General features: G+C 58.2%; 17 protein-coding genes, 1 tRNA gene, 3 rRNA genes and 1 riboswitch. Of the genes, 8 read left to right on the forward strand and 13 right to left on the reverse strand.

Going from position 1 to position 25,904, the window contains the following annotated elements; genetic code table 11:
* The first annotated feature begins 48 nt into the window (after positions 1–48).
* Positions 49–966 (forward strand): ketopantoate/pantoate/pantothenate transporter PanS, encoded by a 918-nt coding sequence (panS, locus tag C2E15_RS19825; protein WP_104958815.1) that lies wholly within the window; start codon positions 49–51, stop codon positions 964–966.
* A 33-nt stretch (positions 967–999) separates the two neighbouring features.
* Here the strand turns inward: panS and C2E15_RS19830 are convergent, their stop codons facing one another.
* The 7 genes from C2E15_RS19830 to C2E15_RS19860 form a co-directional block, all read right to left on the reverse strand.
* Positions 1,000–2,625 carry a Na/Pi cotransporter family protein gene (locus tag C2E15_RS19830; protein WP_104958816.1) on the reverse strand — a complete coding sequence of 542 codons (1,626 nt, stop codon included), beginning with the start codon at positions 2,623–2,625 and terminating at the stop codon, positions 1,000–1,002.
* A gap of 333 nt (positions 2,626–2,958) precedes the next feature.
* Complete coding sequence (gene metH / locus C2E15_RS19835) at positions 2,959–6,642, reverse strand: methionine synthase (RefSeq protein WP_104958817.1); 3,684 nt, start codon at positions 6,640–6,642, stop codon at positions 2,959–2,961.
* 187 nt (positions 6,643–6,829) lie between these two features.
* Entirely contained in the window at positions 6,830–7,759 is a 930-nt protein-coding gene (metA, locus tag C2E15_RS19840) for a homoserine O-acetyltransferase MetA (RefSeq protein WP_104958818.1), read from the reverse strand.
* 647 nt (positions 7,760–8,406) lie between these two features.
* Positions 8,407–8,522: ribosomal RNA gene (rrf, locus tag C2E15_RS19845) — 5S ribosomal RNA — on the reverse strand.
* A 102-nt stretch (positions 8,523–8,624) separates the two neighbouring features.
* Positions 8,625–11,532 (reverse strand): 23S ribosomal RNA (locus C2E15_RS19850).
* 196 nt (positions 11,533–11,728) lie between these two features.
* Positions 11,729–11,804 (reverse strand) — tRNA-Glu (locus C2E15_RS19855).
* Between the two features lie 85 nt (positions 11,805–11,889).
* A 16S ribosomal RNA gene (locus C2E15_RS19860) occupies positions 11,890–13,430 on the reverse strand.
* Together the 16S, 23S and 5S rRNA genes with 1 tRNA gene alongside form the textbook arrangement of a ribosomal RNA operon.
* Before the next feature lie 579 nt (positions 13,431–14,009).
* On the opposite strand from C2E15_RS19860, the gene purH reads away from it, so the two are divergent.
* Complete coding sequence (gene purH / locus C2E15_RS19870; protein WP_104958819.1) at positions 14,010–15,599, forward strand: bifunctional phosphoribosylaminoimidazolecarboxamide formyltransferase/IMP cyclohydrolase; 1,590 nt, start codon at positions 14,010–14,012, stop codon at positions 15,597–15,599.
* Between the two features lie 18 nt (positions 15,600–15,617).
* The gene (purD, locus tag C2E15_RS19875; RefSeq protein WP_104958820.1) at positions 15,618–16,898 is read left to right on the forward strand and encodes a phosphoribosylamine--glycine ligase; all 1,281 of its coding nucleotides are present in this window, start codon (positions 15,618–15,620) and stop codon (positions 16,896–16,898) included.
* Positions 16,899–16,954: 56 nt separating this feature from the next.
* Here purD and C2E15_RS19880 read toward each other — a convergent pair whose 3' ends face one another.
* From C2E15_RS19880 to nudC, 6 genes are all read right to left on the reverse strand, one after another.
* Positions 16,955–17,599, reverse strand: a complete 645-nt coding sequence (locus tag C2E15_RS19880) for a DUF1481 domain-containing protein (protein WP_104958821.1) — start codon at positions 17,597–17,599, stop codon at positions 16,955–16,957.
* A gap of 85 nt (positions 17,600–17,684) precedes the next feature.
* A complete protein-coding gene (hupA, locus tag C2E15_RS19885) occupies positions 17,685–17,957 on the reverse strand; it encodes a nucleoid-associated protein HU-alpha (RefSeq protein ID WP_038629805.1) in 273 nt (90 codons plus the stop codon).
* Positions 17,958–18,145: 188 nt separating this feature from the next.
* Positions 18,146–18,736 (reverse strand): YjaG family protein, encoded by a 591-nt coding sequence (locus C2E15_RS19890; protein ID WP_104958822.1) that lies wholly within the window; start codon positions 18,734–18,736, stop codon positions 18,146–18,148.
* 61 nt (positions 18,737–18,797) lie between these two features.
* A complete protein-coding gene (gene nfi / locus C2E15_RS19895; protein WP_104958823.1) occupies positions 18,798–19,463 on the reverse strand; it encodes a deoxyribonuclease V in 666 nt (221 codons plus the stop codon).
* A gap of 2 nt (positions 19,464–19,465) precedes the next feature.
* Positions 19,466–20,533 carry a uroporphyrinogen decarboxylase gene (gene hemE / locus C2E15_RS19900; protein WP_104959241.1) on the reverse strand — a complete coding sequence of 356 codons (1,068 nt, stop codon included), beginning with the start codon at positions 20,531–20,533 and terminating at the stop codon, positions 19,466–19,468.
* A gap of 132 nt (positions 20,534–20,665) precedes the next feature.
* Positions 20,666–21,445, reverse strand: coding sequence for an NAD(+) diphosphatase (gene nudC / locus C2E15_RS19905; RefSeq protein WP_104958824.1), 780 nt, complete (start codon positions 21,443–21,445; stop codon positions 20,666–20,668).
* A gap of 137 nt (positions 21,446–21,582) precedes the next feature.
* On the opposite strand from nudC, the gene rsd reads away from it, so the two are divergent.
* From rsd to thiS, 5 genes are all read left to right on the forward strand, one after another.
* A complete protein-coding gene (gene rsd / locus C2E15_RS19910; protein WP_104958825.1) occupies positions 21,583–22,089 on the forward strand; it encodes a sigma D regulator in 507 nt (168 codons plus the stop codon).
* A 130-nt stretch (positions 22,090–22,219) separates the two neighbouring features.
* Positions 22,220–22,319: riboswitch (TPP riboswitch) on the forward strand.
* An 84-nt stretch (positions 22,320–22,403) separates the two neighbouring features.
* A complete protein-coding gene (gene thiC / locus C2E15_RS19915; RefSeq protein ID WP_104958826.1) occupies positions 22,404–24,326 on the forward strand; it encodes a phosphomethylpyrimidine synthase ThiC in 1,923 nt (640 codons plus the stop codon).
* Positions 24,323–24,964: a thiamine phosphate synthase gene (gene thiE, locus C2E15_RS19920; RefSeq protein WP_104958827.1), complete on the forward strand. Its 642-nt coding sequence runs from the start codon at positions 24,323–24,325 to the stop codon at positions 24,962–24,964. Before thiC ends, thiE begins: the two co-directional genes overlap by 4 nt.
* A complete protein-coding gene (locus tag C2E15_RS19925) occupies positions 24,957–25,706 on the forward strand; it encodes a HesA/MoeB/ThiF family protein (RefSeq protein WP_104958828.1) in 750 nt (249 codons plus the stop codon). The genes thiE and C2E15_RS19925 overlap by 8 nt, the downstream gene beginning before the upstream one ends.
* Positions 25,703–25,903, forward strand: coding sequence for a sulfur carrier protein ThiS (gene thiS, locus C2E15_RS19930; RefSeq protein WP_104958829.1), 201 nt, complete (start codon positions 25,703–25,705; stop codon positions 25,901–25,903). Before C2E15_RS19925 ends, thiS begins: the two co-directional genes overlap by 4 nt.
* The last annotated feature ends 1 nt before the right edge of the window (position 25,904 follow it).

A 25,904-nucleotide genomic window follows, 5' to 3' on the forward strand; every position in this document is an offset into this window, starting at 1 on the left:
GGTTATCCGTGGCAAACCTCCATCACATTCTTATAAGGAAGTCTGGCTATGCTCGCCAAAATTACCCGGCTGTTCCCCGTGTGGGCGCTTCTGCTCTCCGCGGCGGCCTGCTATTCCCCCGGTACCTTTATCGGCATCGGTCCCTGGGTCTCATGGCTGCTGATGCTGATCATGTTCGCCATGGGCGTCACGCTGCATATCGATGATTTTAAACGGGTACTGGTGCGTCCGGCGCCGGTTATCGCCGGCACCTTTCTGCACTATCTGGTGATGCCGCTGGCCGCCTGGCTGCTGGCAAAGCTGTTTCAGATGCCGCCCGATCTGGCGGCCGGCATGATTCTGGTCGGCAGCGTGGCGAGCGGCACCGCCTCTAACGTAATGATCTATCTGGCGAAAGGTGACGTAGCGCTGTCGGTGACCATCTCCTCGGTTTCCGCGCTGGTTGGCGTGTTCGCCACGCCGCTGCTGACGCGCCTTTATGTCGATACCCATGTGGAAGTGGACGTGGTGGGCATGCTGCTAAGCATCATTAAAATTGTGGCGATCCCCATTGCGCTCGGCCTGCTGGTTCACCATACCCTCAACCGGCTGGTGAAGCGCGTCGAACCCTGGCTGCCCGCCTTTTCCATGGTCTGCATTCTGCTGATCATCAGTGCGGTGGTGGCCGGCAGCCAGAGCTTTATCGGCTCGGTGGGCCTGGTGGCGATCGCCGCGGTGGTAATGCATAACGCAATCGGCCTGCTTGGCGGCTACTGGGGCGGCAAGCTGTTCGGCTTCGACGAATCAACCTGCCGTACGCTGGCGCTGGAAGTGGGGATGCAGAACTCCGGGCTGGCGGCGACGCTGGGCAAACTCTATTTTTCGCCGCTGGCGGCGCTGCCCGGCGCGCTGTTTTCCGTCTGGCATAACCTTTCCGGTTCGCTGCTGGCGGGCTACTGGTCCGGCAAGCCGGTGAAACGCCCGTAAGGCCAGGCGCCGGCCGCGCAGGCCGGCGCCCTGTTACTCTTCGTCCCGCTCATCATCCGGCTGCTCCAGTACACTGTACGCCACCGCGCAAAACAGGGAATTCAGCCGTTTCATATCTCCCAGCAGCCCCAAATGTAGCGAACTGGTTTCGATGCTCTGCACGTTTTTTTGATGCAGCCGATCGACATGCGCATGGGAGAAGCGGCGGTTCATAATGCGAAAACGGTGTTTGGCGCGGCGCAGCCGTTTCGCGCTGGCGATATCCCGCGACAGAAAAACCGACAGCGCCAGACGCAGGTTATTCAGCAGCTGTTCATGCAGCAGATCCAGCTCTTTTACCCCTTCCGGCGAGAAGGCCCGGCGCGCGGCCAGCGACTTGTCGGCCACATCGCCGCTCATACGCTCGATAATGTCTCCCGCCTGCTCCAGGTTGAGGGCGGTTTCGATGATTTCAGCCCAGCGGCGCGAATCCTCCTCCGGCAGATCCTCTTTCGGCATCCGCGCCAGGTAGAGCTTGATGGCGGTATACAGCACATCCACATCGTCATCCAGCCGCTGAATTTCACGCTCCTGACGCGGCTCGCCGTGGATCACCTTGCTGAAGTTATCCATCATTAACTCCAGCACATCGCCCATGCGCAGGGTTTCGCGCGCCGCGTTGGCGAGCGCCAGTGCGGGCGTATCCAGCGCGCTACGGTCGAGGTGCTTCGGCTTCAGGCGGGCATCGTTTTCCTGATCGTCGCGGATCAGCCGTTTGCACAGCCGCGCCATAGGATCGGTAAAGGGCACCATGATCACGCAGCGGATCAGGTTGTAGAAAACGTGGAAGAAGATCACCAGCTCTTCGTCGTTGACCGGCAGCTTATCCAGCCAGGGCGACAGCACATGCACGAAAGGCAGCACCATGACGCAGCCGATCGCCTTAAACAGCAGGCTGCCGAGCGCGACGCGTTTGCCTGCGGCATTGGATCCGCTGTTGTTGAGCATCGCCAGCAGCCCGCTGCCGAGGTTGGCGCCGATCACCAGACAGAGCGCCACCTGAAAAGAGATAACGCCGGTGGCGGTCAGCGTCGCCGTCAGCAGCACCGCCGCCAGGCTGGAGTAGCTGATAATGGCAAACACCGCGCCGATTAAGGCATCCAGCATGATATCGCCGGTAAGCGAAGAGAAGATCACTTTAACGCCCGACGCTTCGGTGATGGGGCGCGCCGCTTCAACCACCAGCTGCAGCGCCAGCAGGATCAGCCCAAGGCCGATACTCGCCCTGCCCAGCTGACCCGCGCGCGTCTGCTTACGGCCGAGAAAGAAGACCACGCCGAAAAAGATAAACAGCGGCGACAGCCAGGAGAGATCGAACGTCAGCACACGCGCCATAATGGCGGTGCCGACATCGGCACCGAGGATGATCACCAGCGCGGGCGTCAGCCCGACCAGATTTTGCGCCACGAATGAGGTGACCAGCAGCGTGGTGGCGTTGCTGCTCTGCACCAGCGCCGTCACGCCGATGCCGGCGATAAACGCCATCGGTTTTTTTTCTACGCTGCGGCTGAGGACGCGCCGCAGATCCGCGCCGTAGACGCGCATAATGCCGGTGCGCACGATATGGGTGCCCCACACCAGCAGCGCGACGGCGGAAAGTAAATTAAGCAGGGTTAACACAACAATCGACTCCTACATGCCGGGCCTTAACCGCATTTGCCGCCAGCCCGGCGAAAGAGCGACAAATGAAGGATGCGCGGCCCCTTACGCGCGCCGTAAAGGCGCACTTTTCGCTTATTTTTCAGGCAAGTTAATGCGGGGCAGTCGTGTTAAATGTAGACCAATCGCGGCGCGGAGGCGAAAAGTTAAGCGCTGATGCCGCCCCGAAAAGCGGGCCAGACGGGAAAAAGGATAAGGGCCGCCTGAGGCGCTGGACGATATTGCCACCGAACGAACAGGCAAAAGCATCCACCGCCTGAGGCACCGGATACGTTGCCGCCGGGGCGGCGGCTCTTAATCGGCGTCATAACCCAGATGAGGCGCCAGCCAGCGCTCCACCTCGCTGACGGTCATCCCCTTACGCCGCGCGTAATCCTCAATTTGATCGCGCTGTAGCTGGGCGACGGCGAAATAACGGCTGTCGGGATGGCTGAAGTACCAGCCGGACACCGAGGCGCCGGGCCACATGGCGAAGGATTCCGTTAGCTTCATGCCGGTATGGCGCTCTACATCCAGCAGCTGCCAGATAGCGGCCTTTTCCGTATGTTCCGGGCAGGCAGGATAGCCGGGCGCCGGACGGATGCCCTGGTAGTTTTCGCGGATCAGCTCCTCATTGCTGAGGTTTTCATTGGCAGCGTAGCCCCAGATCACTTTGCGCACCCGTTCATGCAGGTATTCCGCAAAAGCTTCCGCGAGGCGATCGGCGAGCGCTTTAACCATGATTTTATTGTAATCATCGTGGCGGCGATCCCAGGCGTCCGCCAACGCATCTTCCTCCAGCCCGCCGGTGACGGCGAACGCGCCAAGATAGTCCGCTTTGCCGCTGGACTTCGGCGCCACAAAATCGGCCAGACAGTAGTTGGCGAAGCCTACCTTCTCCGTTTGCTGACGCAGATGGTGGCTGACGGCGATAACCTGCGAGCGTGACTCATCCTGATAGATTTCCACATCGTCGCCGACGCGGTTAGCAGGGAAAATCCCTACCACGCCGCGCGGCGTCAGGCTACCGTCGGCGCTCAGCCGATCCAGCATGGCGTTGGCATCGGCGAACAGGCGCTGCGCCTCTTCGCCCACCACCTCATCCTGCAAAATACGCGGATATTTGCCTGCCAGTGACCAGGTCATAAAGAAAGGCGTCCAGTCGATATAGTGGCGCAGCGTCTCGATGGATGCTTTCACCTCGCTAACCCCCAGCCGGTGCGCAACCGGCGGCGTGTAGCTTTCCCAGTCGAACGCCAGATCGTTCTCGCGCGCCGCCTGCAACGTAACCGGCGGCGTACGCGGCTTTTTACGGCCATGCTGAATGCGCACGGTTTCATACTCTTTGCGCGTGCGCGCGACAAAATCGTCGTGCTGCGTCGGCGACAGCAGCGCGGAAACCACACCGACAGTGCGCGAGGCGTTCTGTACATATACCGTCGGCCCGCTGTAGTTCTGCTCAATTTTGACGGCGGTGTGCGCCTTGGAGGTGGTAGCGCCACCGATCAGCAGCGGCAGAGTGAACCCCTGACGCTCCATCTCTTTCGCCACGTTGACCATCTCATCCAGCGACGGGGTGATCAGGCCGGAGAGGCCGATAATATCGGCCTTTTCATCCCGGGCGGTTTTCAGGATTTTTTCCGTCGGCACCATGACGCCCAAATCGATGATTTCATAGTTGTTGCATTGCAGCACCACGCCGACAATGTTTTTGCCGATGTCATGCACATCGCCTTTTACCGTCGCCAGCACGATTTTGCCATTGCTGCTGCCGGCGGCTTTACTGGCCTGAATATAGGGCTCCAGCCAGGCGACCGCCTGCTTCATGACGCGCGCCGATTTCACCACCTGCGGCAGGAACATTTTTCCCTCGCCGAAAAGATCGCCCACCACGTTCATCCCGGCCATCAGCGGCCCTTCGATCACCTCGATGGGGCGATCGGCTTCCAGCCGCGCGGCTTCGGTATCTTCTTCGATAAATTCGGTAATGCCTTTAACCAGCGAATACTCCAGCCGCTTCGCCACTTCCCAGCTGCGCCACTCCGCCTGCGGTTTGGTGCTGTCATCGGCGCCTTTGCTGCCGCGATATTTTTCCGCCAGCTCCAGCAGGCGCTCGGTGCCGTCGGCGCGCCGGTTTAAGATCACATCCTCAACGGCGTCGCGCAGCCCGGCGGGCAGATCGTCATAAATCGCCAACTGCCCGGCGTTAACGATGCCCATATCCATGCCGTTGCGGATCGCGTAATAGAGGAAGACGGCGTGGATGGCTTCGCGTACCGGATCGTTGCCGCGGAAGGAGAAAGAGACGTTAGAGACGCCGCCGGAGATCAGCGCATGGGGCAGCTCGCGTTTGATATCTTCGCAGGCGCCGATAAAGTCCATCGCGTAGTTGTTATGCTCATCGATCCCGGTCGCTACGGCAAAGATATTCGGGTCGAAAATAATATCTTCCGGCGGGAAGCCCACTTGTTGGGTAAGAATGCGATAGGCGCGACGACAGATGTCGATTTTACGCGCCCGCGTGTCAGCCTGGCCGACCTCGTCAAAGGCCATCACCACCACCGCTGCGCCGTAACGCCGCACCAGCCTGGCGTGATGGATAAAGGCCTCTACGCCCTCTTTCATCGATATCGAGTTAACGATGCCTTTGCCCTGAATGCACTGCAGCCCTTTTTCAATCACCTCCCATTTCGAGGAGTCGATCATGATTGGCACACGCGCAATATCCGGCTCGCCGGCGATCAGGTTAAGGAAGCGCACCATGGCCGCTTCCGCATCCAGCATCCCTTCATCCATATTGATATCGATGATTTGCGCGCCGCTTTCTACCTGCTGACGCGCCACATCCAGCGCTTCGTTATATTTCTCTTCTTTGATCAGCCGTTTGAACTTTGCTGAACCGGTGACGTTAGTACGCTCGCCCACGTTGACGAACAGTGAATCGGCGCCGATATTCAGCGGCTCCAGCCCGGCCAGGCGGCAGGCGACCGGAGCCTGCGGCAGCGCGCGCGGCGCGACCCCTTCCACCGCCTGAGCGATGGCGGCGATATGCGCCGGGGTGGTGCCGCAGCAGCCGCCGACAATATTCAGGAAGCCGGCACGCGCCCATTCGCCGATCTGCTCCGCCATCACCGCAGCGTCGAGATCGTATTCGCCAAAGGCGTTAGGCAGACCCGCATTGGGATGCGCGGTGACACAGCATTCCGCCAGGCGCGACATCTCCGCCACGTACTGGCGCAGTTCATCCGGCCCCAGCGCGCAGTTCAGGCCGAAAGAGAGCGGCTCAGCATGACGCAGCGAGTTATAGAACGCTTCGGTTGTCTGGCCGGAGAGGGTGCGGCCGGAGGCGTCAGTAATGGTGCCGGAGATCATCAGCGGCAGCGTCACGCCCAGCGCCTCAAACTCGCTTTGGATAGCGAAGATGGCGGCTTTGGCGTTCAGTGTATCGAAAATGGTTTCGATCATGATGATATCCGACCCGCCCTCAATCAGCGCGCGAGTCGATTCCCGATAGGCGGCGACCAGCTGATTAAAGGTGATATTACGAAAGGCGGGATCGTTGACATCAGGTGAGATGGAGCAGGTGCGGTTGGTCGGCCCTAATACGCCGGCAACATAGCGTGGGCGGTGCGGCGTTTTCGCGCTCCATTCATCGGCGCAGACGCGGGCGAGCTTTGCCGCCTCGTAGTTAATCTCCGCCGACAGCGACTCCATATGGTAATCCGCCATGGCGACGGTGGTGGCGTTAAAGGTATTGGTTTCCAGAATATCGGCGCCCGCCTCAAGATAGGCGTTATGGATAGCGCGAATAATATCGGGCTGCGTCAGTACCAGTAGATCATTATTGCCTTTAAGGTCGCTCGGCCAGTCGGCGAAGCGCGCCCCCCGATAATCGTTCTCTTCCAGACGATAACTCTGGATCATGGTACCCATACCGCCATCCAGCACCATGATGCGCTGCGCCAGCTGCTGATGCAGCGCGTCAATTCTGCTACTCACTCTTACCTCACCTGGTTCAATAGTTCCGCCGCTGCCTGCGGCACAGTCTGGCATAGTTTTTATACTGCTCAAAGTTTCTGCCGATGCTCTGCGCAAGCGCCTGCCGAAGCGTGCCGGATGCGAAGCCGACAAGGATCGCGCGGCAGGAAACGCGGCCAGCGTGCGGCATTGCGTAAGGAAAAGAGGCTTACTCCAGCGTCGGATTCATATGGCGCAGGTCATAAGGAGTGATCTGGTAAACGTAATAGTTCAGCCAGTTGGAGAACAGCAAATTGCCGTGGCTGCGCCAGCTGGCGCGCGGCGGCAGGGCCGGGTTGTCCTGCGGAAAGTAGTTACAGGGGATCACCGGATTCAATCCCGCCTCGCTGTCGCGCTGATATTCACCCGCCAGCGTGAGCGCGTCATATTCCGGATGGCCGGTAACGAAGGCCAGGCGTTTGTCTTTACTGCCCAGCAGGTAAGGCCCGGCCAGCTCAGACTCAGCGAAGATCTCCAGATCGGTGTAATCCCGGATCAGCTGGGCCGGAAAATCGGCATAGCGCGAATGGGGGGCGAGAAAGGTGTCATCGAAGCCGCGCGTTAACAGCGCATGCGGGTGCAGCGTCTGATGTTCATAGACGCCCGACAGCTTAGTGGCGCGGGTCTGTTTCGGCAGGCCGTAGAGAATATTCAATGCCGCCTGCACCGCCCAGCAGACAAACAGGGTTGAGGTGACATGCTCCTTCGCCCAGTGCAGCACTCGCTGGATCTGTGGCCAGTAGGCGACATCATTGAAATCGACCAGACCCAACGGCGCCCCGGTGACGATCAGGCCGTCAAAGTTATCGTGCGCGATATCTTCAAAGTTACAGTAGAAGTTGTTGAGATGCTCCATCGGCGTGTTGCGCGACTCGCGGCTGTCGATACGCAGCAGCTGGATATCTATCTGTAGCGGCGAGTTCGAGAGCAGGCGCAGAAATTGATTTTCCGTTTCGATCTTTTTCGGCATCAGATTTAATACCAGCACCTTAAGCGGGCGGATTTCCTGCACGCGGGCGCGAGAATGGGTCATGACAAACACATTCTCATTACGCAGACAGTTTACGGCTGGCAATTCATCGGGTACCCGGATCGGCATAACCTGTTTTCCTCACTACATACGTTTATACGTTTAGACATCCAGATGCCCGAAGATAGCCTGTAGCGGGTAAAATGTCGAGACTTCAGCCAGAAATTGAAAATGTTTCATACAAGACGGCATAAAGAGTATAAATGCGCCGAAAAAGCGCTAAAAAAGTTATAGGAAGTGCGAACTGAGAGTGCGTAAAAGGGGGAATGGCGGCCAGGCGTGAGCGCCATAAGTGAAAAGATGCGGGCATTGCTGCGGTTATAGCGCCCCTCCGTATAAAAGCGCATCGGCCGGGAATAACAAGAATTGGATATGACGATGACCAGAAATGCGATTGCGCGAGCCTGGATCTTTACAGCGAAAATAAGTTACGACTGGGAACAGGCCATCGCATGAGAGGGATCTTTACAACGCAGGTTAGGCCTGGAAAAAGACGATCCTGAGTCTGGAGAGGCTATTTCAGCCCGTTAAAGGATGAAAACAGGAGCAGGTTACAGAAATTAGATGAGTGAGCGATCTCGTGCCGTAATAGATAACAGGATATCTCTTTAGCGGGGCGGATAATCGGGCCGTTTTCCGGCAAAATAGGAGGTTTTTTACAAAATACGCATACGAAAAAGCCCCAGCTTTCGCTGAGGCTCCGTCGTTGATTTGATGCCTGGCAGTTCCCTACTCTCGCATGGGGAGGCCCCACACTACCATCGGCGCTGCGGCGTTTCACTTCTGAGTTCGGCATGGGGTCAGGTGGGACCACCGCGCTCTCGCCGCCAGGCAAATTCTGTTTCGCATGCCGCCACGGGGGCCACACGCGCTAATCCGGTGAACAAGCTGAAAACTGCGTCTCTCTTTTTTCTTAAAACGCCTGTGGCGTTGTAAGGTTAAGCCTCACGGGTCATTAGTACCGGTTAGCTCAACGCATCGCTGCGCTTACACACCCGGCCTATCAACGTCGTCGTCTTCAACGTCCCTTCAGGGGGCTCAGGGCCCCAGGGAAGACTCATCTCGAGGCAAGTTTCGTGCTTAGATGCTTTCAGCACTTATCTCTTCCGCACTTAGCTACCGGGCAGTGCCATTGGCATGACAACCCGAACACCAGCGGTGCGTTCACTCCGGTCCTCTCGTACTAGGAGCAACCCCTCTCAGTCTTCCAGCGCCCACGGCAGATAGGGACCGAACTGTCTCACGACGTTCTAAACCCAGCTCGCGTACCACTTTAAATGGCGAACAGCCATACCCTTGGGACCTACTTCAGCCCCAGGATGTGATGAGCCGACATCGAGGTGCCAAACACCGCCGTCGATATGAACTCTTGGGCGGTATCAGCCTGTTATCCCCGGAGTACCTTTTATCCGTTGAGCGATGGCCCTTCCATTCAGAACCACCGGATCACTATGACCTGCTTTCGCACCTGCTCGAACCGTCACTCTCGCAGTCAAGCCAGCTTATGCCATTGCACTAACCTCACGATGTCCGACCGTGATTAGCTGACCTTCGTACTCCTCCGTTACACTTTGGGAGGAGACCGCCCCAGTCAAACTACCCACCAGACACTGTCCCCACGCCGGATCACGGCGCCAGGTTAGAACATCAAACATTAAAGGGTGGTATTTCAAGGATGGCTCCACGCAGACTGGCGTCCACGCTTCAAAGCCTCCCACCTATCCTGCACATCAAGGCTCAATGTTCAGTGTCAAGCTGTAGTAAAGGTTCACGGGGTCTTTCCGTCTTGCCGCGGGTACACTGCATCTTCACAGCGAGTTCAATTTCACTGAGTCTCGGGTGGAGACAGCCTGGCCATCATTACGCCATTCGTGCAGGTCGGAACTTACCCGACAAGGAATTTCGCTACCTTAGGACCGTTATAGTTACGGCCGCCGTTTACCGGGGCTTCGATCAAGAGCTTCTCCTTACGGATAACCCCATCAATTAACCTTCCGGCACCGGGCAGGCGTCACACCGTATACGTCCACTTTCGTGTTTGCACAGTGCTGTGTTTTTAATAAACAGTTGCAGCCAGCTGGTATCTTCGACTGGCTTCGGCTCGGGGAGCAAGTCCCTCCACCTACGCGCCAGCGTGCCTTCTCCCGAAGTTACGGCACCATTTTGCCTAGTTCCTTCACCCGAGTTCTCTCAAGCGCCTTGGTATTCTCTACCTGACCACCTGTGTCGGTTTGGGGTACGATTCGTTGTTACCTGATGCTTAGAGGCTTTTCCTGGAAGCAGGGCATTTGTTGCTTCAGCACCGTAGTGCCTCGTCGTCACGCCTCAGCCTTAACCTTCCGGATTTGCCTGGAAAGTCAGCCTACACGCTTAAACCGGGACAACCGTCGCCCGGCCAACATAGCCTTCTCCGTCCCCCCTTCGCAGTAACACCGAGTACGGGAATATTAACCCGTTTCCCATCGACTACGCCTTTCGGCCTCGCCTTAGGGGTCGACTCACCCTGCCCCGATTAACGTTGGACAGGAACCCTTGGTCTTCCGGCGAGCGGGCTTTTCACCCGCTTTATCGTTACTTATGTCAGCATTCGCACTTCTGATACCTCCAGCATGCCTCACAGCACACCTTCGCAGGCTTACAGAACGCTCCCCTACCCAACAACACATACGTGTCGCTGCCGCAGCTTCGGTGCATGGTTTAGCCCCGTTACATCTTCCGCGCAGGCCGACTCGACCAGTGAGCTATTACGCTTTCTTTAAATGATGGCTGCTTCTAAGCCAACATCCTGGCTGTCTGGGCCTTCCCACATCGTTTCCCACTTAACCATGACTTTGGGACCTTAGCTGGCGGTCTGGGTTGTTTCCCTCTTCACGACGGACGTTAGCACCCGCCGTGTGTCTCCCGTGATAACATTCTCCGGTATTCGCAGTTTGCATCGGGTTGGTAAGCCGGGATGGCCCCCTAGCCGAAACAGTGCTCTACCCCCGGAGATGAATTCACGAGGCGCTACCTAAATAGCTTTCGGGGAGAACCAGCTATCTCCCGGTTTGATTGGCCTTTCACCCCCAGCCACAGGTCATCCGCTAATTTTTCAACATTAGTCGGTTCGGTCCTCCAGTTAGTGTTACCCAACCTTCAACCTGCCCATGGCTAGATCACCGGGTTTCGGGTCTATACCCTGCAACTTAGCGCCCGGTTAAGACTCGGTTTCCCTACGGCTCCCCTATACGGTTAACCTTGCTACAGAATATAAGTCGCTGACCCATTATACAAAAGGTACGCAGTCACCCCCATAAAGAAGGCTCCCACTGCTTGTACGTACACGGTTTCAGGTTCTGTTTCACTCCCCTCGCCGGGGTTCTTTTCGCCTTTCCCTCACGGTACTGGTTCACTATCGGTCAGTCAGGAGTATTTAGCCTTGGAGGATGGTCCCCCCATATTCAGACAGGATACCACGTGTCCCGCCCTACTCATCGAGCTCACAACACATGCATCTTCGTGTACGGGACTGTCACCCTGTACCGTGCGCCATTCCAGACGCTTCCACTGACACACATGCTGATTCAGGCTCTGGGCTGTTCCCCGTTCGCTCGCCGCTACTCAGGGAATCTCGGTTGATTTCTTTTCCTCGGGGTACTTAGATGTTTCAGTTCCCCCGGTTCGCTTCGTTAAGCTATGTATTCACTTAACGATAGTGTGACGAGTCACACTGGGTTTCCCCATTCGGACATCGCCGGCTGATAGCGGTTCATATCACCTCACCGGCGCTTTTCGCAGATTAGCACGTCCTTCATCGCCTCTGACTGCCAGGGCATCCACCGTGTACGCTTGGTCGCTTAACCTCACAACCCACAGGCGTCTTGCGACACCGTGTCGGTGTGAAAAATTGAGAGACTCTGAACAGTTCTTTATGCAAGAAGCTGCTCTTTCAAATTTTCAGCTTGTTCCGGATTGTTAAAGAGCAATATCGTAAAGCTGACTCGTGAGTCAGTTTTAGGATATGTTGGGTACGCGACTTTCACTCACACTACCAGCAAGTGGCGTCCCCTAGGGGATTCGAACCCCTGTTACCGCCGTGAAAGGGCGGTGTCCTGGGCCTCTAGACGAAGGGGACACTGAAGTCTGCTTCGCAAGACGCCTTGCTCATACTTTCTATCAGACAATCTGTGTGAGCACTACACGGGAAGGTATCAGCATGGTAAGGAGGTGATCCAACCGCAGGTTCCCCTACGGTTACCTTGTTACGACTTCACCCCAGTCATGAATCACAAAGTGGTAAGCGCCCTCCCGAAGGTTAAGCTACCTACTTCTTTTGCAACCCACTCCCATGGTGTGACGGGCGGTGTGTACAAGGCCCGGGAACGTATTCACCGTGGCATTCTGATCCACGATTACTAGCGATTCCGACTTCATGGAGTCGAGTTGCAGACTCCAATCCGGACTACGACGCACTTTATGAGGTCCGCTTGCTCTCGCGAGGTCGCTTCTCTTTGTATGCGCCATTGTAGCACGTGTGTAGCCCTGGTCGTAAGGGCCATGATGACTTGACGTCATCCCCACCTTCCTCCGGTTTATCACCGGCAGTCTCCTTTGAGTTCCCGGCCGAGCCGCTGGCAACAAAGGATAAGGGTTGCGCTCGTTGCGGGACTTAACCCAACATTTCACAACACGAGCTGACGACAGCCATGCAGCACCTGTCTCACGGTTCCCGAAGGCACTAGGGCATCTCTGCCGAATTCCGTGGATGTCAAGACCAGGTAAGGTTCTTCGCGTTGCATCGAATTAAACCACATGCTCCACCGCTTGTGCGGGCCCCCGTCAATTCATTTGAGTTTTAACCTTGCGGCCGTACTCCCCAGGCGGTCGACTTAACGCGTTAGCTCCGGAAGCCACTCCTCAAGGGAACAGCCTCCAAGTCGACATCGTTTACGGCGTGGACTACCAGGGTATCTAATCCTGTTTGCTCCCCACGCTTTCGCACCTGAGCGTCAGTCTTCGTCCAGGGGGCCGCCTTCGCCACCGGTATTCCTCCAGATCTCTACGCATTTCACCGCTACACCTGGAATTCTACCCCCTCTACGAGACTCAAGCCTGCCAGTTTCAAATGCAGTTCCCAGGTTAAGCCCGGGGATTTCACATCTGACTTAACAGACCGCCTGCGTGCGCTTTACGCCCAGTAATTCCGATTAACGCTTGCACCCTCCGTATTACCGCGGCTGCTGGCACGGAGTTAGCCGGTGCTTCTTCTGCGGGTAACGTCAATGACGACGCGTATTAAACGCCATCCCTTCCTCCCCGCTGAAAGTACTTTACAACCCGAAGGCCTTCTTCATACACGCGGCATGGCTGCATCAGGCTTGCGCCCATTGTGCAATATTCCCCACTGCTGCCTCCCGTAGGAGTCTGGACCGTGTCTCAGTTCCAGTGTGGCTGGTCATCCTCTCAGACCAGCTAGGGATCGTCGCCTAGGTGAGCCGTTACCCCACCTACTAGCTAATCCCATCTGGGTTCATCCGATGGTGTGAGGCCCGAAGGTCCCCCACTTTGGTCTTGCGACGTTATGCGGTATTAGCCACCGTTTCCAGTGGTTATCCCCCTCCATCGGGCAGATCCCCAGACATTACTCACCCGTCCGCCACTCGTCAGCAAAGCAGCAAGCTGCTTCCTGTTACCGTTCGACTTGCATGTGTTAGGCCTGCCGCCAGCGTTCAATCTGAGCCATGATCAAACTCTTCAATTTAAAAGTCTGATGCTCAAAGAAAAACGTCGTAATGAATTACGTGTTCACTCTTGAGACTTGATACTGCAATTATTTTTGCGATATCCGTCCTGTGAGTGCCCACACAGATTGTCTGATAAATTGTTAAAGAGCGGTGCGACCGGCGTTTCGTGCCGTTGTCGCGAGGTGGCGTATATTACGCTTTCCTCTTTCAGAGTCAACCCCTTTTCAGGAAGTTTTTCTCCGGCGATTCAGAACTGCTGAACCGCTCAACACCGCGTGGCGTAAGCCGTTGTGCCGTGTCGATGGAGGCGCATTATAGGGAGTTCTCGCGGCGCTGCAACCGCTAAATTGCGATAAATTGACTGTTTGCTGCAATCCTCAGCAAAAGCGGGGTTTATACGCAGTTATCCACAGAATTACCCACACAGCGCCCGCATTTTAATTTAGGCGAGCATCGCGCAAACGTTTTCGCTACAATGCCAGCCGACGTTAGTGCGCGCCCCGGATGGGGGCGTTACCTGAAGTTTATGCCGCAACAAGCCTAAACTTGATGTAACGCTCTTTACTTGCGAACCAAAGCCAAGGGATAAAACCACCATGCAACAACGTCGTCCTGTACGCCGCGCTCTGCTCAGCGTGTCTGATAAAGCCGGTATCGTCGAATTCGCTCAGGCTCTCTCCAGCCGGGGCGTCGAGCTGCTCTCCACCGGCGGTACCGCTCGCCTGCTGGCTGACGCCGGCCTGCCGGTAACAGAAGTCTCTGATTACACCGGCTTCCCGGAAATGATGGATGGACGCGTTAAAACCCTGCATCCGAAAATCCACGGCGGCATCCTGGGCCGCCGCGGCCAGGATGACGCCATCATGGATGCGCATCACATCTCTCCTATCGATATGGTGGTAGTTAACCTTTACCCCTTTGCCCAGACCGTGGCGCGCGAAGGCTGCACGCTGGAAGATGCCGTAGAGAATATCGATATCGGCGGCCCGACCATGGTGCGCTCCGCCGCCAAGAACCATAAAGATGTCGCCATCGTAGTAAAGAGCAGTGACTACCCGGCGATTCTGGCCGAGCTGGACGCCAATGAAAACGCGCTGACACTGGAAACCCGCTTCGACCTGGCGATCAAGGCGTTTGAGCATACCGCCGCCTATGACAGCATGATCGCTAACTACTTCGGTAGCCTGGTACCCGCCTATCACGGCGAGACCCAGGCCCCGTCCGGGCGCTTCCCGCGCACGCTAAACCTGAACTTTATTAAAAAGCAGGATATGCGTTACGGCGAGAACAGCCACCAGCAGGCTGCCTTCTATATAGAAGAAGAGATTAAAGAAGCCTCTGTCGCCACCGCGCAGCAGCTGCAGGGCAAGGCGCTCTCTTATAACAACATCGCCGATACCGACGCCGCGCTGGAGTGCGTGAAGGCGTTCAGCGAGCCTGCCTGTGTGATCGTTAAGCACGCCAACCCCTGCGGCGTCGCCGTGGGCGCCTCGCTGCTGGACGCCTACGAGCGCGCTTATAAAACTGACCCGACTTCCGCCTTTGGCGGCATTATCGCTTTTAACCGCGAGCTGGATGAAGCCACCGCGCAAGCGATCATCAGCCGTCAGTTCGTTGAGGTGATCATCGCCCCTGCCGCCAGCGAAGCGGCGCTGAAGGTGACGGCGGCGAAACAGAACGTGCGCGTGCTGACCTGCGGCGCCTGGCAGCAGCGCGCGGCGGGGCTGGATTTCAAACGCGTAAACGGCGGGCTACTGGTACAGGACCGCGATTTAGGCATGGTGGAAAGCCACCAGCTGCGCGTAGTCAGCAAACGTCAGCCGACCGAACAGGAACTGCGTGACGCCCTCTTCTGCTGGAAGGTGGCGAAGTTTGTGAAATCCAACGCGATCGTTTACGCCCGCGATAATATGACCATCGGTATTGGCGCCGGTCAGATGAGTCGCGTCTATTCAGCGAAAATCGCCGGCATCAAAGCGGGCGACGAAGGGCTGGAAGTGAAAGGCTCGGCCATGGCGTCCGATGCGTTCTTCCCGTTCCGTGACGGCATCGATGCGGCCGCGGCCGTTGGCGTAAGCTGCGTGATCCAGCCAGGCGGCTCTATCCGCGATGACGAAGTGATTGCCGCCGCCGATGAACACGGCATCGCCATGATCTTTACCGATATGCGTCATTTCCGCCATTAATCGCTTCCGGAGAAACAGATGAATATTTTAATTATTGGTAACGGTGGGCGCGAACACGCGCTGGCATGGAAAGCGGCCCAGTCTCCGCTGGCGGAGCGCGTCTTCGTCGCGCCGGGCAACGCGGGCACCGCGCTGGAGCCAGCGCTGCAGAATGTGGATATCGCCGCGACCGATATTGCGGCGCTGCTCGATTTCGCGCAGAAGGAGAACATCGGCCTGACCATCGTCGGCCCTGAGGCGCCGCTGGTAAAAGGCGTTGTGGATGCGTTTCGCAAAGCGGGCCTGAAAATCTTCGGTCCGACCCGCGCGGCCGCGCAACTGGAAGGCTCCAAGGCGTTTACCAAAGATTTTCTGGCGCGTCACCGCATCCCATCGGCTGAATACCAGAACTTTACCGATGTGGAGCTGGCGCTGCAGTATGTGCATGCCAAAGGCGCGCCGATCGTGATCAAAGCGGACGGCCTGGCGGCGGGCAAAGGCGTTATCGTCGCGATGACGCTGGAAGAAGCGGAAGCGGCGGTACGGGATATGCTGGCCGGCAATGCTTTCGGCGACGCCGGACACCGCATCGTCGTAGAAGAGTTCCTGGATGGCGAAGAAGCGAGCTTTATCGTTATGGTGGATGGCGAGCATGTATTGCCGATGGCCACCAGCCAGGATCATAAGCGCGTGGGCGACGGCGATACCGGTCCGAATACGGGCGGCATGGGTGCCTACTCGCCGGCGCCGGTGGTCACGACAGAAATCCATCAGCGCGTGATGGATGAGGTCATTTGGCCGACGGTGCGCGGCATGGCGGCCGAAGGCAACGTCTATACCGGCTTCCTGTACGCCGGACTGATGATTGGTCAGGATGGCCAGCCGAAAGTGATCGAATTCAACTGCCGCTTCGGCGACCCGGAAACGCAGCCGATCATGCTGCGCCTGCAGTCAGACCTGGTTGAGATGTGTCTGGCGGCCTGCGAAGGCAAACTGGACGAAGCGGAGTCGCGCTGGGACGATCGTCCGGCGCTGGGCGTGGTGCTGGCGGCTGGCGGCTACCCGGGCGACTACCGCACCGGCGATGAAATCTACGGCCTGCCGCTGGAAGCGCTGCCGGACGGCAAAGTATTCCATGCCGGAACCCGGCTTGAGGAGGACCTGGTGCTAACGAACGGCGGCCGCGTGCTGTGCGTAACGGCGCTGGGGCAAGATATTGCCGAAGCGCAGCGTCGCGCCTATGAGCTGGCGAAGCCCATTTCATGGGAAGGGAGCTTCTGCCGCCGCGATATCGGCTATCGCGCCATCAACCGTCAATAATGGTTCTCGCGGCCCTGCCCTACCGGCAGGGCCGCGTCTTTCTTTTTCCGGCCCGCTTAAAAATCCGCTTCCTGCGGCTCCCACTGACAGTCATCCTCCGTGGATACCTGCAACAGCTGCGTACCCGCCGGCGCCTCCAGCCAGGCGATGCTGAGCGTCGCGTCTGCCTGATGCGGCCAAAGACGAACGCGCTGCCATTCGCTGTCATCCAGCGCCGGCGTCACCGTTTCGCCCTGACAGCGTTGTACTCTATCGTCGCCCTGCCAGCGCCCCTGCTTCAGCAGCACGCGTCCCGCCAGCAGCGCATCGCTGATCTTCAGCATCCGCTGGGCATCAAATTTGTACAGCTCTACCGTCTGCTCGCTGACCGCTTCACGCCGGTCGGCCAGCTGGCGCTGCATAAAGCTCAGGCCGCCGTCGCGGTCGAAGCGCAGCGTCACATCGTCCGGCTTCGCGCCGCTGAGATGACGTTCAATGCTGACCAGGTTGTCATCCTGCCAGCTGTAACGCGTGAAAACCGACGCGCCCGCCTGAAACGGCGTAAACACTGTCAGCATATGCACGCTGTGATCTTCGGTCTTACGCCAGATCCGCACCGCGCCGCGATCGGCCAGATAGCCGCTGGCGGTAAAAGCGGGCAGCGTCGGCTGCGAGCTGCAACCTGCCAGCAGCAACGTCAGAAGTGCCAATAGCCGCTTCATGATGCTCCGTTATGACAACAGACGACACAAAAACAAAAGGGCGACAATAATTGCCGCCCTCGTTAAACCTTTCACTGCAACGCGATTACTTAACGGCGTCTTTCAGTGCTTTACCAGAAACGAATGCCGGTACGTTTGCAGCAGCAATTTTGATTTCTTTGCCAGTCTGCGGGTTGCGGCCAGTGCGCTCAGCACGGTGGTTAACTTTAAAAGTACCAAAACCAACCAGTTGTACAGCATCACCATCTTTCAGAGACTCGGTAATTGCAGCCAGGGTGGATTCCAGCGCAGCTTTAGCCTGGGACTTGGAGAGATCCGCTTTCTCTGCAATTACATCAATCAGTTGAGTCTTGTTCATAAGTTATCCTTACAGTGTATTTATCGCTTGCTAAGCATCGAGTGCGAGGGAATTGCCAGATTCTGACACTCTTCAGCCTGCACGCACCGATAGCCACATTTTTCAGCCCCCCAAATGTAGACCAGACAGGGGGCGGATGTGAAGCCTTTAGGCGCGACAATTCAGGCGTGAAGTCACGTTTTATCGCCTTATTGCTCTATTTTTATACCGATGTTACTTGTCGCGGCTTCCCGCAGGTCAGAACGTAATCCTTTTATCAATTCCAGGTCCCGTTCTTCACAGGCCGCCAGCAGGCGAAAAATCTCCCACTGAAGGTCCCATTCCTCTTCTATCGCCGGCAGTTCGCCCAGCTCTTCGTCGGTCATTTCCCGACCAGCCTGGGTCATTTCCAGCATCGCAACGGTCGTGATCGACGCTTTGCTGACCTCAATGGCGTGTTCGAGCGTTTCCCCACTCAAACGTGAATGCAGCAGTTCGCTCAGCGCGACGCAAGCGTCGATCGCAGGATAAACGCCGTAGACGTCGAAATCGTCCGCCAGCGGGATCGCCTCTTCCAGCTTTTCCAGCTGCGAGTCGAAGTTGATTTTCGCGTCTTTAACCGTCAGGGATTCCCAGATCAGATCGAGAATGCGACGGTAGCGCTGCGCATCGGCGAAGCCGCTCTGTTGGCAAAACGCCCAATAGTTGGGATAGAGGCGTTCGCACAGACAGGCCATAAAGGTCACATGCTGCCAGCTTTCCAGCTTCTCAAGGCGCAGGTGGATAGGGTTACGTAACATGATAGGGTCTCTTCAGCATCATTCTGGCGGCAGTGTAACGCAAAAGGCCCTTGCGGCACGGCTAACCCTTCTGCCAGCGCAGAAAGGCACTGCGCTCCGACGCCACGGCGTCCGCCCAGCGCGTCGGCTCCGGCAAACGGTAGCCCGCCATGCAGTTCTGCACCCATTCCAGCGCGGTATCGATGCTGACGCGATGGCCGGTGGAGACAAACAGCGGATTGCAGCGTTTTTTGCTGCGCCAGACCCAGCCAATCTTTTCGCCCTTGTCCATCAACGGCTGCTGTGAACCCGGCTCGTCGCCCAGCGGCTCGAAACGACCACACAGGCGGCGCTTCGCCACGCCGATGGTCGGCACATCCACCAGCATGCCGAAATGGCTGGCGACGCCAAGCCGGCGCGGATGGGAAATGCCGTGGCCGTCGACGAAAAGCAGATCGGGCTTTTGCTCCAGCAGCTCCCACGCCGCCAGCAGCGCCGGATATTCGCGGAAGGAGAGAAAACCGGGGATGTAAGGCATGATGGTGGCGATGCGCGCCACCTTATATTCGACAAGCTTCAGCGAAGGATATTCCAGGATGACCATCGCGGCGCGCGTCACCTCGCCGTCCTGCTCAAATCCTACGTCCGCGCCGCCAATCAGGCGCGGCGGCATCACATCGAAATCATCATTGCGCACCACTTCCGCGGCGCGCTGCAACTGTTCGGCTCGCAATGCCTGTATATCCATGTCTACTCCTTGTGGTAAGGACCCGACAGCCGATGTACCGCCTCCACAAACGCGCCTGCGTGTTCAGGCGGCACATCCTGATGGATGCCATGTCCTAAGTTAAATACGTGTCCGTTCCCCTGACCGAAGCCAGCCAGAATGGTCGCCACCTCCTGCTCGATACGGGCAGGCGATGCATAAAGCATAGACGGATCCATATTGCCCTGCAGCGCAACCTTATCGCCTACGCGACGACGCGCATCGGCGATATCGGTCGTCCAGTCGAGGCCCAGCGCATCGCAGCCGGTCGCCGCCATCGCTTCCAGCCACTGCCCGCCGCCCTTGGTGAACAGCGTCACCGGCACGCGGCGCCCATCCTGTTCGCGGATCAGGCCGTCGACGATTTTATGCATATAGTGCAGCGAGAAGTGGTGGTAATCACGGCCGGTCAACACGCCACCCCAGGTGTCGAAGATCATCACCGACTGCGCGCCGGCGCGAATTTGCGCGTTGAGATAGAGCGTAACGCTGTCGGCCAGCTTATCCAGCATGGCGTGCAGCGTTTCCGGTTCGGCGTACATCATTTTTTTAATTTTGGTGAAGGCCTTGCTGCTGCCGCCTTCGACCATATAGGTGCCGAGGGTCCACGGACTGCCGGAGAAGCCAATCAGCGGCACGGCGCCCTGCAGATTTTTGCGGATAGTACGCACCGCGTTCATTACGTAGCCCAGTTCCTGCTCCGGATCGGGGATCGGCAGCTTGTCTACGTCGGCGCGGCAGGTAATCGGCGAAGCGAAGCGCGGGCCTTCGCCCGCTTCGAACCACAGCCCCAGCCCCATCGCATCGGGAATGGTCAAAATATCAGAGAAGAGAATCGCCGCATCCAGAGGATAGCGACGCAGCGGCTGCAGCGTGACTTCGCAGGCCAGCTCGGCGTTTTTGCACAGCGACATAAAATCGCCCGCCTGCGCACGCGTGGCTTTATATTCCGGCAGATAGCGTCCAGCCTGACGCATCATCCATACCGGCGTCACATCTACCGGCTGGCGTAACAGGGCACGCAGGTAACGATCGTTCTTCAATTCGCTCATCATAAGGCTCTCTCAAATACAGGCGCCTAGTGTAGCAGCTATTGCCGCCGGTTAAGCAAGTTTGCCGCCTTCGCGCCGCCGGCTCTCCGCCCGCCGTGGTTGTGGCCGCACGCGCAAGCTGCGGCGCTATTGTCAGGGCTGTGCATCCGCCGCGCGGCAGAGCGCCACGGTATCCTCAATCAGACGGCGCGCCACGGTGCCGGCGGGCGGCAGCTGCGGTAGCGCGTCATAGCGAAACCAGTCGGCGTCGATCAGCTCTTTATTATCAATCTGCAGCTCGCCGTCATCATAGTCCGCCATAAAGGCCATCATCAGCGAATGGGGAAAAGGCCAGGGCTGCGAAGTCACGTAGCGCAGGTTTTTTACCCGTACGCTGCTCTCTTCCATCACTTCGCGCGCCACTGCCTGCTCCAGCGTTTCGCCGACCTCGACAAATCCCGCCAGCACGGTATAGATGCTGTTGCGATGGCGAGCATGCTGCGCCAGCAGAATTTTGTCGTCGCGCCGGATAGCGACGATGATGCAGGGCGCGATCTGCGGATAGTAGCGCTGACGGCAGTGACCACACAGGCAGGCGTTTTCGCTGCCGCTGAGGTGCATTTCATGCCCGCAGTAGCCGCAGTAGCGGTGCGAGCGAATAAACTCCGCCAGCTGCACGCCCCGTCCCACCAGCTGAAACAGTCCGCTCTCCAGATCGATGATCTGACGAATCGATCCCATCTGGTCGCTGCGGCTTTCGCGGATCAGCCACACCGGATCGCCCTGCCATTCGCCGATGATCGCGCCGCGCGATCCTGTCAGATCCCATTTTTGCGCCGTACCGAACGGTAATTCGCCACTCGGTAGCCAAATTTTCTGTTCATGGCTGACAACCCACCAACCAGCGTCTACGCTTGTAACCACACGTTCCATACAAAAGTTATCCTTTGCTTCAGCACATTTGTGACTGGGGCCGTAATTATTCTTAAAACTGGAACTGATACGGGACACAGTCTCTGTACTGATGTTAAGTATAAGTAGCGGTAAGACTATAACCCACGGAGACAAACATGCTTAACCAGTTAGACGTTCTGACCGAGCGCGTAGGTGGCAGTAATGAACTGGTAGATTTTTGGCTGAATGCGCGCAGGCAACTGTTGGTTGCTTATTATCAGGTCGTTGGCATCAAACCGAATAAAGAGTCGCTCACCGCGCTTGATGAAAAAGCCCTCGATAATTTTTGTCAGAATCTGGTGGATTACCTCTCCACCGGTCATTTCAACGTTTATGAGCGCATCATCGAAGAGATGACCGGCGACAGCCCACTGCTGGCGGCGGCGCAGATCTATCCCGGCCTGCAGGCCAATACCGAAACCATCATGCAACTGTATGATACCCATCTGGAAGCGGCCATCGATCACGATAACTGTCTGGAGTTCCAGCAGGCGCTTTCTGAAGTGGGCGAAGCGCTGGAAGCGCGCTTTACGCTGGAAGATAAGCTGATTCAGCTGGCATTTGACAACAATTTGGCCTCGCTGGCGGCCGCGAACGATCAGGCGATCGCGCGTCCGGCCTGATGGTGACCAGGTTGTTATAACCCCCTTGTAGTTTCCTGAACGCCCCTTTATGCTGAAGGGGCTTTTTTATGACCTTGCCGCTGCGTTCAGCGTGCCGGGTCCGGGTGGCCAGCGCGGCTGACGCCCCATTTTCATCTTGTCGGAGTGCCTTTTAGGCTGAGACCGTTTATTCGGGATCCGCGGAACCTGATCAGGTTAGTACCTGCGAAGGGAACAAGAGTACAGATCTTTTCACGCCGTCAGTGCAGGCTGGCTGCGTGTCGTTACTCCTTCCGAACTCCGGACAAGCAACGTTCCTTTTTTTGGAGATTGCTATGTCTGCTAAACCCAACCGTCGTGAACAGCGCGCCCAGGCGCAACAGTTTATTTCCTCGCTGCAGGGCACGGCCTTTCCCAACTCTACACGCATCTGGATTGTCGGCAGCCGCCCCGACATTCGCGTGCCGATGCGCGAGATCCAGCTCAGCCCCACGCCGATCGGCAGTAATAACAACGATCCTGTCTATGAAGCCAACGAACCGGTGCCGGTTTACGATACCGCCGGCGCCTATGGCGATCCTGATGCGCATATCGACGTGCATCAGGGCCTGCCGCGCCTGCGCAGCGCGTGGATCGAACAGCGCGGCGATAGCAAACTGACCCAGCTCAGCTCCCGCTACAGCCAGCAGCGTCTGAAAGATGAGGGGCTCGATCATCTGCGTTTTGACAACCTGCCGCGCCCGCGCCGCGCCATGGCGGGGCGTCGCGTCACGCAACTTCATTACGCCCGTCAGGGAATAGTCACGCCGGAGATGGAGTTTATCGCGCTACGGGAAAATATGGGCCGCGAGCGCATTCGCAGCGAGGTGCTGCGCCAGCAGCATCCGGGCCACAGTTTCGGCGCGCACCTGCCGGAAAACATTACGCCGGAATTTGTGCGTCAGGAGGTGGCCGCCGGCCGCGCGATTATCCCCGCCAACATCAACCATCCGGAAGCGGAACCGATGATCATCGGCCGCAACTTCCTGGTGAAGGTCAACGCCAATATCGGCAACTCCGCCGTCAGCTCCTCTATCGAAGAAGAGGTGGAAAAGCTGGTCTGGGCGACGCGTTGGGGCGCCGATACGGTGATGGATCTCTCCACCGGCCGTTATATTCATGAAACCCGCGAGTGGATCCTGCGTAACAGCCCGGTACCGATCGGCACCGTGCCGATTTATCAGGCGCTGGAGAAAGTGAACGGCATTGCAGAGAACCTCACCTGGGAGCTGTTCCGCGATACGCTGCTGGAGCAGGCGGAACAGGGCGTGGACTACTTCACCATTCACGCCGGCGTTCTACTGCGCTATGTGCCGATGACGGCGAAACGCCTGACCGGCATCGTCTCGCGCGGCGGCTCGATTATGGCGAAGTGGTGTCTCTCTCATCATCAGGAGAGTTTCCTGTATCAGCATTTCCGTGAGATCTGTGAGATCTGCGCCGCCTATGATGTCTCGCTGTCGCTGGGTGACGGGCTGCGCCCCGGCTCGGTGCAGGACGCCAATGACGAAGCGCAGTTCGCCGAGCTGCATACGCTGGGCGAGCTGACCAAAATCGCCTGGGAGTATGATGTGCAGGTGATGATTGAAGGCCCCGGCCATGTGCCGATGCAGATGATCCGCCGCAATATGACCGAGCAGCTGGAACATTGCCACGAAGCGCCTTTCTATACCCTCGGTCCGCTGACCACCGATATCGCGCCCGGCTACGATCACATCACCTCCGGTATCGGTGCGGCGATGATCGGCTGGTTCGGCTGCGCGATGCTCTGCTACGTCACGCCAAAAGAGCATCTCGGCTTGCCGAACAAAGAGGATGTCCGCCAGGGGCTGATCACTTACAAAATTGCCGCGCACGCGGCGGACCTGGCCAAGGGGCATCCCGGCGCGCAGATCCGCGATAACGCCATGTCGAAAGCACGCTTCGAGTTCCGCTGGGAGGATCAGTTTAACCTGGCGCTCGACCCGCACACCGCCCGTGCCTATCACGATGAGACGCTGCCGCAGGCGGCGGGAAAAGTGGCGCACTTCTGCTCGATGTGCGGTCCGAAGTTCTGCTCAATGAAGATCACTCAGGAGGTGCGCGACTACGCTGCGAAGCAGGAGGCGCAGGCGCAGCCCGTGGAGGTCGGCATGGCGCAGATGGCGCAAACGTTCCGCCAGCGCGGCGGCGAGCTTTACCATCCTGCCGACGCCCTGACGCCGGAGGAGAAAGCATGAATTCGCCCTTTCCTCCCTGCCCCGCCAGGCTTGGGCTCTATGCGGTGGTCGATAGCGTCGAATGGATAGCGCGCCTGCTGGAAGCGGGCGTACGCACCCTGCAGCTGCGAATTAAAGATTGCACGGCGGAAGCGGCAGAGCCGGCGGTCGGGCAGGCTATTGCGCTGGGCCGCGCTTATCAGGCCCGGCTGTTTATTAACGACTACTGGCAACTGGCGATAAAGCATGGCGCCTATGGCGTTCATCTGGGGCAGGACGATCTGCAGGTCGCCGATCTGCAGGCGATTCACCGTGCCGGGCTACGTCTTGGTCTTTCGACCCATGACGATCGGGAAATTGATCGCGCGCTTGCCGTCCGCCCCTCTTATATTGCGCTGGGCCATATCTTTCCTACGCAAACCAAAGCGATGCCTTCCGCGCCGCAGGGGCTGACGCAGCTGGCACGCCACGTTGCGCGGCTGGGCGCGATGCCGACCGTCGCTATCGGCGGCATCAGCATTGCGCACGCACCAAAGGTGCTGGCGTGCGGCGTAGGCAGCATCGCAGTAGTCAGCGCCATTACCCAGGCCGGGGACTGGCGCGCCGCTACAAAGACGCTGCTGGCGCTGGCTGGCGCCGGAGGGGATGACGATGCTTAACGATCGGGATTTTCTGCGCTATAGCCGCCAGCTGCTGCTGGAGGAGTTTGGCGTGGAAGGGCAGCAGAAGCTGCAACGGGCCAGCGTGCTGATTATCGGACTGGGCGGACTGGGCGCGCCGGCGGCGCTCTGGCTGGCGGCGGCGGGCGTCGGCAAGCTGTTGCTGGCCGACGACGATACGTTGCATATCAGCAACCTGCAGCGCCAGATCCTCTATCGCAGCGCGGATTGTGGACAGGCGAAAGCCTCGCTGGCGCAGCAGCAGCTGCAGGCGCTGAATCCGCAGGTTGAAACGATCGCGCTGCAGCAGCGTATGGATGCAGCGCAGCTGCGCGAGTGGGTGCCGCGGGCGGACCTGGTGCTGGACTGCAGCGATAACATGGCGACGCGTCAGGCGATTAACGCCGCCTGCGTCGCTGCGGCTATTCCGCTGATCAGCGGCAGCGCCGTCGGTTTCAGCGGGCAGCTGCTGGCGATCTCGCCGCCCTGGCAAAAAGGGTGTTACCGCTGCCTCTGGCCGGATAGCAGCGAACCGCAGCGCAACTGCCGCACCGCCGGCGTGCTGGGCCCGGTAGTGGGTACGATTGGCACGCTGCAGGCGCTGGAAGCGCTGAAAATGCTGGTGGGCCAGCGTTCCGCGATCGACGGACAGCTGCGCCTGTTCGACGGCCGCCAGCAAACCTGGTGCACCCTTAACCTGACGCCGGACGCGCACTGTCCGGTCTGCGGAGGCGCCCGGTGAAGATTGTGGTAAACGATGAAACGCTGACGCTGGACGCGCCGTTAACGCTGGAAGGTGTGCTGGACAAACTGCACTGCCACCAGCCCGGCACCGCGCTGGCGGTTAACCAGCAAATTGTCCCGCGCGCCAGCTGGGCTGGTTACGTGTTGCAGGATGGCGATGAGGTAGTGATTTTTCAGGCGATAGCCGGAGGCTAAG

Source organism: Mixta gaviniae, from assembly GCF_002953195.1.
Lineage (GTDB): Bacteria > Pseudomonadota > Gammaproteobacteria > Enterobacterales > Enterobacteriaceae > Mixta > Mixta gaviniae.